Origin of the sequence: Pseudomonas sp. NFACC04-2 (assembly GCF_900119265.1) — a bacterium.
GTDB classification, from domain to species: Bacteria; Pseudomonadota; Gammaproteobacteria; order Pseudomonadales; family Pseudomonadaceae; genus Aquipseudomonas; species Aquipseudomonas fluorescens_AA.
Genome location: NZ_FPJC01000046.1, coordinates 1 through 10,505 on the forward strand (window position 1 = coordinate 1; position 10,505 = coordinate 10,505).

At 54.8% G+C, this 10,505-nt stretch carries 5 protein-coding genes and 1 pseudogene; 5 read left to right on the forward strand and 1 reads right to left on the reverse strand.

The features are described 5' to 3' along the window. On the reverse strand, positions 1-338 hold a 338-nt coding region (locus BT125_RS28050; RefSeq protein WP_139271826.1), incomplete at its 3' end, for a hypothetical protein. A gap of 269 nt (positions 339-607) precedes the next feature. On the opposite strand from BT125_RS28050, the gene BT125_RS28055 reads away from it, so the two are divergent. From BT125_RS28055 to BT125_RS28075, 5 genes and pseudogenes are all read left to right on the forward strand, one after another. Then, positions 608-2,047, forward strand: a complete 1,440-nt coding sequence (locus tag BT125_RS28055) for a hypothetical protein (protein WP_072412402.1) — start codon at positions 608-610, stop codon at positions 2,045-2,047. Between the two features lie 38 nt (positions 2,048-2,085). Continuing rightward, a complete protein-coding gene (locus BT125_RS28060; RefSeq protein ID WP_072412409.1) occupies positions 2,086-4,491 on the forward strand; it encodes a hypothetical protein in 2,406 nt (801 codons plus the stop codon). Further along, the gene (locus tag BT125_RS28065; protein WP_139271827.1) at positions 4,488-6,851 is read left to right on the forward strand and encodes a hypothetical protein; all 2,364 of its coding nucleotides are present in this window, start codon (positions 4,488-4,490) and stop codon (positions 6,849-6,851) included. Before BT125_RS28060 ends, BT125_RS28065 begins: the two co-directional genes overlap by 4 nt. A gap of 54 nt (positions 6,852-6,905) precedes the next feature. Next, positions 6,906-9,812 carry a hypothetical protein gene (locus tag BT125_RS28070; RefSeq protein ID WP_072412411.1) on the forward strand — a complete coding sequence of 969 codons (2,907 nt, stop codon included), beginning with the start codon at positions 6,906-6,908 and terminating at the stop codon, positions 9,810-9,812. Between the two features lie 116 nt (positions 9,813-9,928). Further along, a pseudogene (locus tag BT125_RS28075) lies at positions 9,929-10,505 on the forward strand (sugar-binding protein); the annotation flags it as partial.

A 10,505-nucleotide genomic window follows, 5' to 3' on the forward strand; every position in this document is an offset into this window, starting at 1 on the left:
TGAAAACTGTCGAGTTTTTTTTCCTTCATCACCAACTGGCCGCTGACGGTGTCGCTGCCGGTGACCTTGAAAGTTTCACCCGTGCTCAGGGCCAGAATCTGGTTGGCGGGGGTGTATTGCGACAACTGCAGGTTCCAGCCAAAACCATAACCACTGTCCTCCAAGTTCAGTGAGCTGTACACCAGCGCCAAGGCAAAACCAGGACCACGTAGATCATTGGTTTGAATCTCGGGGAAGTTAATCGCTACCGAGTAGAGACCGGTACGAGGATCCACACCATTTTTTACAGAGCTCATGAAGTTAAGCGCGTTGGAATGTATCGAGCTGGCGACGGACATTGATATGAACCTCATCGAGGACAATAAAAAACGCCGGTCACAATGCAATCGGACATAAACAACGTCAGCGCCGACAACCGCTGACAGCGGGCTCCAGGGATGAGATACCGACTTTGTGCCAAGACAATAACAGCTCAAATAGCGCCGGGTAACCTAACAGTTCTGATAGTAGGCAGATCGACAGGCGGGGCGTAAAACGAAGCAAACTCTATTGATGCGAAGCGAAGTATCCGGCCATCAATACATACTTGTCGCTAGTCGGAGTTCAAATGAGGGGTAAACAGTCCGGGGCGTTGCTGCCTGTTGCGCAATTCAAGGAATCCCATGATTGCGACGTGGACCTGTCGTTGATAGTGGGCTCCGATGCCACCGTGGTGGCGCCGCCTTACCAGGCGATGTCGGTGGGCGACAAAGTGAAGCTCACACTGAAAAGATATTTTTCTGACGGTATTCCATGGGAGGATTTTACCCGCGAAAAAAACCTGTCCCAGTTCGATATCGGACGCCCCGTGCAATGGGCAGTGCCTCTCAGCCAGCTGCAATTCATTGAAAATGGCTCCGCGTTGATGAGCTACAGCGTCGTCTACGCCACCCCGACGGTGCCCACCCACTCGCAGGAGCAGGCGTTGCGTATCGTTACGCCACAGGCCCCGTTGTTGCCAGCTCCTCGAGTCAAGGATTTTACCGGCGACATGCTGGACCCCGAGGCGTACCCCAATGGCTTGGTGCTGGTCATCGAGATATACCCCGGCATCCAGGTGGACGATGACGTGGTTTTGTACGCTTGGGGTAATCCACGGGCCGTCAAGGCGGTGCGCGTCGATCAGTCAACGGTTGATAGCCAGCTACTTGAACTCAGCGTTGACTATGACTGGTTGGCGGCCAACAACGGCAAAGCGGTGGAGCTGATGTATCAGTATGCCCGAGAGGGAAATGCTGGCACTTCCATGCCGTTGTCACTGATGTTACGCAGGCCCCTGTACCTGCCACATCCCATTATCGATCGTGTGGTATGGGACGGCGAGGACGACGAATATCGAGGTTATCTCCAAGCCGCATCCCTCACGGGCGGAGTGGTTATCGATGTCCCGGAGGAAGCGGTGATCGGTGCGGACGACAAGGTTCAGATGCACTGGGAAGGTTATGGCGATACCGGCAGTCATATCGCTGATCCTTCGGCTGAGGGGCCGAGGCGTTTCAAAATCCCCCGACGCGCTGTGCCGGCAAACATGGGTAAACGCCTGGACGTTTTTTATAAAGTCACACCGCCAGGAGAGCAGCCGTATCCATCTGGAATTTTCGATCTGGAAATCAAGGACATCGATGTCGATAGAGGATGGCCGGTTCTGCAGATCAGCGCCCCTCCTTCTCCGGGAAATATAATTTCCTTGGTCACAGTAACGGAGAATGACGGCGTGACCTTCCTCTTGGGATCATGGACGTTCATGGCCCCAGGCCAACGGGTGAAGATATATGCCAATGGCGTTCTGCCTGGAGGCGGAGAAGAAGCGATAGACCTGCGCGCAGGGGATGACGAAGTTGTCACTCAGGACGAATATAACGCAGGCCAGCTGTTCTCGACGCTGCCGCGTTCCTTTCTTGAAAAATTGCAAATTGGTAACCAGTTCGATGTGTTTGTCAAAACCAGTTTTGACGAGGGTTTTTCCTATAAAAGCTTTCCCTTGATATCCCCGCAGCTGATTGCATAGCCCGGCGGATTGTTACTCAATTGAATGAGGTCGGGATTATGTCCGGTAACTCGCTTGAGGCGTTGCTCGCTTGGATGAAGGGTACGTCGCGGATGCTCGGTTGGGGGATGATTGTTGCCCTGGAACGGGATAAGGCGAATTTATTGATGCGCCAGGAATATATACGTCGCTTCGATAGCGGAAGCTACTTGCCCCCGATCAGGGGCGAGGTGCCGATTGTCGATGATAAATGGATGGAGCTTGTCATTGATTTCGTGATGGATGTTCCTTTGTTGTCGTTCGAAAATGCCGACCTGAATGATTCCAAAGCCATGTTGTCCATGGCCGTCGTAGGCGGGAGTCAATTGACGTTGACACGGGAGAGTGTCGGTTGGAAGGTGCAAAAAATAGATGAGATAGATCCGCTGCAAGGACCGAAGTTGTATTTGGATCTATTGCTTAATAAGGTGCCGGGCAATGTGGATGACGACGGTCGAATCATACTGGATCTAAGCGAGAGCGATCAGTTCAGATTGACCTTTGGCCAAACGGCAGAAGAACAGCGATTGGGCGGAAATTTTTTTCGGGATTTATTCAACAAGCTCCCTGCGGAACAACGTATTTGGCCGCTGGGCAGGATCGAGCGTGGAACCAGCGAACTGATGCGGCCGCAGTCATTTGCCCTGCGTACTCAGGCGAGCGGAGCGGCAGCCAGGAACCCACGCTCATCCGAGCGCGGCAACGGCGCTATTCTGGCCCTGGTGCGTATGGAGGGCAGCGAGGAGGGTTCGTACCCCGGAGCGAATTTCAGGTATTTGATTCCAGATGACGCTGGTAAGAATTACTCGGCTACGGTGTTGTTCGACTGGATGCGTTTGTCGCCTTTTTTGGGGTGGCAACAAAAGCTGATTAATGGAATCAAGTCATTGTTTAATACGAATGAATTGGAGTACCTCTACAACGGAAGTCAGCTTGAGTCGGTGATTGTAAAAAGTGGAGGTATCCCCATAGCGGCGGACCACGAATATAACTTTCCTTTGGTGTTGGAAGGCAGGTGGGTTGTGGCTACCGTACGCCGCGGGACTTCAGTTGTGTATGCGAACAGTGTGCAACCATTCACGTTAACGCTAGGAACGCGTAGTGCTTCCATTCGCTGGCGGTCGGAATGTGCTGAGGACGTGAAAATGTATTATCCGGCTGAGAATGGAGATGTGCTTGGGCCCTTTGATATGGGGCTGGATTTGATTTATGAGCTGGATGTCGTATATGAGTTGACAGATATAACCGCCGGTGATGGGACTGTTGAGTCGGTCATGCGGCCTGTCGTATTTGATTTATCTATAACATCTGAGAAGCGTGTAGAGCAAAAAGAGGCTGCGCGTGATTTTACAGAGGCTCTTATTGGAATGGTATTGGTAATACTTATGGTAACGCTTGAGCGCGTTCATTTCGCCATAAGCTCATTGTTGCTTGAGGCTAAGTTATATATCCAGGTACGCAGCCAAGTCGCGCTCAAGCCACTCATCAACAACATCATAAAAATGAATTTCGGGCGGGCCATTGAGCGCGAGCAAATCCGCTCGCCCTACGATATCGGTTACTTCGGTCGCCTTGACCCCACCCAGACGTCTTTCGTCATCAGCCCGATGCAACCGCTGATGCCACAAGACGATACCCAGCAATTCAGCACTGTACCGGTGGTCAACAGTGTGCTTTGGACAGTGGAAAACCTGCTCAAAGGCGCTGACGACCCTGGGACTATCGACGCCGCCGGGTTGTACAAATCGCCACCGGCCGCTTTGATCGAGGGGCGTTTCAAACGGGTGCGTATCACGGCGACTGATCCTGCTTCGGGTCATCACAGTTCAGCCCTGGTGACCGTGTTGGTCAACGAACTGTCTGTCCATCCTTTGATCCAGATCTGCGACGTCGGCAGCAAGGTCGAATTGGCCGCAGGCGCCCTGGGTGGCGGCGAACTGCTCTGGTCGATCAAGAACCCTGTCGCCAACGAAAGTGGCGAGGTGCTTCCCAGCATTCAGCCCGAGGGCGATCACACCTATCATCATGGCCCGGTCGTCGCCGACCGAACCTACGTCGTCGATGAAATAGAAGTCAAAAACTCCCGCACCAACCAGACCCGATCCGTCCATGTACTGGCGCTCCAGGGAACACCCGGAGCAACGGTCAGGATTGTCAGCACAGACGTCGTGCTGGGGCAGGTCCAACTGGAGGCCATCGTGAATATGAGGCCCAAGGATCAGGCTGTGTGGGAACTTCCATTGGGTGGACCTGGTTCGATCGATGCGTCGACGGGGTTGTACCAGGCTGACCTCGCGGCCACTGAACGATTCGTACTGATTTTTACAGTGGTCGATGATCCGGATTGGGGCAAGTTCGAAGGCCATCTGATCTTGCCACTGCCTCTGGTTGAGCTTCCCCGGTTGCTTCAGGTGCCGAGCCCATGAACATCGGTCATCAAGAGGCCGCCCCGACCCCCGTTATTCGCGCATATCCTGCTGGAGGCAATGTCATGGCCGGCAACTCGTTGGAAAGTCTGTTGGCGTGGATGAATGGCAGCTCTCAAATGCGAGGGTGGGACCTGATCGTTGCCCTGGAAGGACGCGAACTCAACCTCGGATTGCAGCAGGACTACATCTCTCGACTAAGTCAGGGCACGGACCTGGGCGCTATCACCGGCTCCATGGATATCCCCGAGACCAACATTACTCATTACCTCACAGGTTTCAGACTGGCCGCGCCGGTGCAGTCCTTTGAAAGCGCCAGTTTCCAGCACTCCAAGACATCCTTGAGCCTGGCGGTGGTAGAAGGGACCCATATGATGGTGGAGACGGCCCAGGGCCGGAAGAAAATCACCAGCGTCTCTGCCTTCGATCCTGTGAATGGCTCGCAACTGGCGCTGGACTTGGCATTGAGCGCAGATGCCCACGGCGTAAGGTGGGACTTGGCAAACAGCGAGGAGGTCTTGCTCAAATCGTTCAACACCCCGACGGAACAGCGTGAAGCCGGGCAACTCTTCAAGGACTGGTTTCAGGGGTTGGAGGCAGACCGGCGGGTCTACACCCTGGGCACTTTTCCCGAAGAGGGAAATCCGTTCATGTTCGCCAGTAGCGTCGATGTGCGGACCCAGGCTCGCGATGAACAGGCATTGACTCCTGGAACCGAGGACGGCGCCGTGTTGCTGTTCGGGCGCATGGCCGATGGTCGCGCGGGAAGCTTCCCTGGTGATGACTCCGGCTTCAAGTACCTGATCCCCGACGATGATGCCCAGCAATCCTATTCGGCCACCGCGTTGTTTTCCTTGCCGTTGATTCATCGCGCTGCGTTCGGTCATGCACTCGTGCAGTTACTGGAGGATGCTGATTTCCAGCGTACCGAGGACCAGGACGGCGGATTGGCAAGAATGGTCGCCCGGCGCGGTGCCCTGCAGGTGAGGGCAGGCACTTACAGCACCCTTGATTTTGAGTTCGAGTCAGAGCCGTTCAGCCTTTCGGCTGCGGACGGGGCATTGCCACTGACCGTCGAGTTTGGCCAGGACGAGGTGGTTCAACGCTGGCAGGGCGAGTTCTCGCTGTCGTTCAGATACCGTCCTTCAGGCGGCACGGCCTGGCGTACGCATACGGCAACCTTCACCATCAACCTGCAGCATGAGTTCCGGTTGTCAGCGGATGAGTCCGGCGCATCGGCGATGGAAGGCCAGTTGTTCGTGCCGTACACCGATACGCAAGAGGTGAGTCACGTCTCCGGACTTCCTGGGACGATCGAGTCGGGGGAACTGGAGCAGATCAAGGACTTTGTCGCCAATACGGTGAAGAGAACAATCCTTGAGCGGTTCTCTACCACCCTGACGACGACTTCGTCGCAAACTTTCCTGACCGACATGGAGTTGATAGGCCGCAGCGTCGCGCAACCGACTCACGTCGCCTTGCCCTCCGATTTGGCGATGTTCGGCCGGATCGATACCGCCGGCTCGTCGTTCTCCATCGTTGAGCAGCAACCCAAGGTCGCCGCTGGCAGGCCTTTTCAATTGAGCACAACGCCTGAACATGCCGGCCTGCGCTGGTCGGTGGAGAATTTTTCAGGAAGCGCCAGCGACCCTGGTGAAATCGACGCCCAGTCCGGCCTTTACCAAGCGCCACCCGCCCATGCGATCGTCAGCACCTATAACCGGGTGCTGGTCATTGCCCTGGATCCGCTCACCAGTGAGCGAAGCATGACGGTGCTGACCGTCCTGGCGAACCCCATTACCGTCAATCCGCAAATCCAGGTGTGTTATCACGGCCAGCGGGTTGAGTTATCGGCCGGCCACCTGGAGGGGAGTGTGCTGGAGTGGGGCATCAAGAACCCTGTCGAGGGCGAAAGCGGCACCGTGGTCGTCAGCGACAAACCGGGTGGTGATCACACTTATATCGCCGGTCCACAGGTACCCACAAAAGCCTATGTACTTGATGAAATCGAGGTGTGTCAGGGGACTCAAACGCAGTCTGCCTACGTTCTGGTTCTTCAGTTTGAACCCGGAGCCATCGTACAGCTGGTAGAGAATCCGGACTTGCCGGGTGGGCAGGTTCAACTGCAGGTTTATGTCAATAATGGGCTCCAGGATGGCCAATGGTCACTCCCGCTCGGTGGGCCGGGGTCGATCGATGCCTCGACGGGCCTGTACAGCGACAGCCCTGGAGCTAAAGAGCGATTCGTGCTGATTGCTGTCTCGGTGGACGGCGGTGACTTTGGCATGTTTGAAGGCCATGTCATCTTGCCGCTGCCACTTTCCGATTACCCGTCCGTGCTACAGGCACTGAGTCAATAGCGAACGGCCACAGTTTTATTGCTTTGCTTCTTAAGTGAGTCAGAGGGCAATATCATGTTTGTCAATTCGTTGGAAAGTCTGCTAAGACGTATGGAGCAGGGTTCGGTGACCCAAGGCTGGGGTGCTGTCTCGATATTCAGTCGGAAACGCTTGAATCGTTTGTTGGAGCAGCAATATATCGAACGTTTCAATGGGCTTGGATTCCTGCCGCCTTTTAATGGACAGGTCTTTCTGGACGAACTCAAAAGTCGTTATATCGAGTTGAAGGATATTACATTCGGTCAACCGCGATTGTCGTTCAACAGCGCGTCACTTACGAACTCCAGCGCGATTTTGACAATGAATATCCTGAGTGGCCGTTATACCGCTTTCCGCGAAGCTGCTGGCACGCTGGAGACACTGTCATCGATATTCAATATTACTGAGTCACAGGGTTACACACTCGAGATGGATATCGATTTGTCCATGGTGGTCGGTGAAGTCGACAGGCAGGGCAAGGTGAAATTGAACTTGTCCGAAGGCGTGAATTTTCGGTGTGACCTGGCCAGCGATGATGAACTCACAAATACGCACTTGTCTGCTTTCTTGAAAGCAAGTTTCGAAGCACTGCCTGCGCATCGAAGTGTTTTTGAACTAGGCATGCTCGAACTCAAAGGCTACCAGTATTTGACCCCTCGCTCTTTCCGCATTCTTACCCAAGCGGCTCCGGGAGCGAAGGTCAGGGGAGCGTTGAACTTTGGTGAGGGTGGGGTGGTTATTTTCATACGGCTGGTGGCCAATACAGCCGATGGAAATTTCCCGCCAGACGGTGATTTTCCGTATTTACTCCCCGATGATCAGGAGTCAGATGGCAGTGATCGCTATACGGCGGCACTGGTCCTTTCCCAAGCGATGATTCCTTATATCGAAAACAACCAGCTGGACGTCCTCAATAACCTGCTGTTTCCCGGTGACAACATTTTCGTAGAGCGCGAGCGACATGCGCCGGCCGATCTGGCGGTGTTTGGCAACATTGATGCGAAGCGGACCCGCATTAGCTTGGAACCTGCTTTCCAGACCATCCAGGCGGGAGGCAGCCAGCGCTTCAGGTTGCTGGACTGGAACGGAAGCGAGATTCAGGCCAAGGAGTGGAAAGCGGTCAGTCTGCAGAGCCATCGCTCTGCAGGGCATGGCTCGATAATGGCCGGGCTTTACACCGCGGCCTCCAGGAGCGTCATCGGACATGACTCCCTGCACGTGGTCGTCACCGCCGAATATCTCGCTGGGGGCGTTACCTATACAGCATCGGCCTTGCTCCTGGTGGTGCATGACAGCGTGACGGTGGTTCCACGAACCGCCGTTTACCCAGGCAGGACGCAATCGCAACCCATCGTACTGAAGGCCTCGACGGCGGACGCTACCAGCGTGACGTGGGGTCCACTCCCCCCTGAATACGGAACGCTGAACCATCAGGGCAACCAGGCAACGTTTACGCTTGATGCCCGGTCTAGAACCAAAGGCTTGGCCGTTCAACAGATCGAGGTTACAGGGCCGGAGGCACGGCGCGTGTCGTTGGTGCTGGTGAATGCACAACAACAATTGCGGATCGATCCTGCTTATGTGCCGGCGGTACAAAAATCCGTAGAAGTACAACTGAGGGATGATGCCACGCTGCTGCCCGGCGTCCCCCGGCGCTGGAAAGTCATCAGTGGCGCTGGCGCCGTCAGTGCCACGGGTCGTTTCACTGCATTGGCGCAGGGCCTGGCCTCCAGCAGCGTCGTGCAATGTGAAATAGTCAGCAACGGCGTGGTGCTGTCCAGCGGCTACAGTGTCGTTGAGCTCTCCGAACTGGAGCCCGAGCCTAGCTGGAACGCGCTTTCGAGTTTTACCGTGAAAGTGGCGGGCGGGCTGGAGGGGGGGCGACTGGGCTCGTTGTATGCCAATGGCTACCAACAGCTTGCGGCTCAGATAGTGGTCGAGACCTCCCCTGTCAATAACATCGAGTATCCGTTGAGCGTCACCGAGAAGGCCAGCTTGAGGTTGGTGGATGACGACACAGGGGATGAAGTAAAACCCGTTGACGAGCCGCTCGAGGGTATTCCGGCGTGGGATGGCGAGAAGTGGCGCAGTCGCCTATATCAAAATCGTTTTGAACTGGCCTCCCCCAGAGCTGCTGTGCCGGATAACTCACCCAGTGCCATCAGCAAGCAGGACATCTATCTCCACACCCGGGCAAGTGGCAATCAGGTCATGAAGTTTCATGCGACGTTCCAGGCGGACAGCGACCAGAAATGGTGGACATCGACCTATTTCACAGGTAACAACAAAATAATCGAGATCACCGCCTTGGGTATCCCTACGTTCCAACTGGATGATTACGAATTCGTCAGGGCAAGGGTCGATGGTGGATCACATGAACCGGGCCAGCCGGAAGAGGATGATTTTGACTTCCATTTGCGTACTGTCGATTACTGGACGTTACGATACAAGGGCGCGCCGCTAGGGCTACCAGGGGTTCCGTTCGAAACGGTAGAGTTTGTTTCCATTGAGGGAAACGATACTTATATAACTCCCCAGACATCGACCATTCGTTGGGAGAGCGAGCAACTGGCTGAAACGATGTTCAGTTGGACGGGCTATATCTTCAAGGATCCGTTGAAAGATGAGTCTATTGACTGGGTCAGGTTCGACAGTGACCTCAAGGATGTCGTAAAAAATGAAACGCTTGAGGTTGAGGTTAATAAGAGCAAGTTTGAGCAAGGTACTTTAGTCATTACCTTGCACCGCTCCGATCGTATCCCGTATATCCGTAAGGGGAACGCTTCACGAGAAAAATTATCTCGGGATCTGGCGGTGATATTGATGGACCGGCGAGGCAATCCACACAAGCGACGAATTGCCTTCCTCCCCCCGAGCATCGTGGGGGATCGGAATACATTGGAAAATTCACTGTTCACTCCCGAAACCCTTGTAAATAAGTAATGGGACACCGACGTTCGGTAGAAGGCCGGGCGTAGGCAGGCTTTGCCGGGCATGAAGTATTGACGGCGATGCACTATCGCGAGCTAAGCGTCATTCAAATATATGAGGACTGAAAAATGGCCGCCTCGAGTTCCGTACATTCCAATGCGTTCAACTTCATGAGCTTTATGGAGGGCGGCGTTGATCAACGCACCGGGCAATATACCTTTGCAATCAGCTTGCCCGACATTAAAGCCAATTTTTTGCGTGGGCCAGATGTTCCGCTGAGGTTGACATATAACCCGCTCAATACCAGAGACAGCGGCTATGGCCATGGCTGGAACCTGCAGTTGTCGCAATACACCCCCGCCAACCAGATCCTGGCCCTGAGCACGGGTGAAACTTTCAAGGTCACCGGCAGCGACACCGTCAGCGGCCAGTTGGTGATGAAGGAAAAAAAACTCGACAGTTTTCACTTCTACCAGGAGGACGACAAGCATTACCGGGTCGTGCATAAGTCCGGCCTGGTGGAGATATTGGAAGTACTGGGCAGTTCACAGGGCGAGGTAGCCCTGCCCGTTGAGATTCGTGCGGCCACGGGACACTCGGTCACGCTCGGCTATACCCCATTCAGTGGTACTTATCAGGTACTGGCATGGGTCAAGGATGACGCCGACCAGACCCTGCTGACGGTCGACCGCCAGAGTACGTCCC

Coding starts and splice junctions, on each gene's coding strand:
- BT125_RS28070 (WP_072412411.1), top strand. CDS start 6,906: ATGTTTGTCAATTCGTTGGAAAGTCTGCTAAGACGTATGGAGCAGGGT.
- BT125_RS28055 (WP_072412402.1), top strand. CDS start 608: ATGAGGGGTAAACAGTCCGGGGCGTTGCTGCCTGTTGCGCAATTCAAG.
- BT125_RS28060 (WP_072412409.1), top strand. CDS start 2,086: ATGTCCGGTAACTCGCTTGAGGCGTTGCTCGCTTGGATGAAGGGTACG.
- BT125_RS28065 (WP_139271827.1), top strand. CDS start 4,488: ATGAACATCGGTCATCAAGAGGCCGCCCCGACCCCCGTTATTCGCGCA.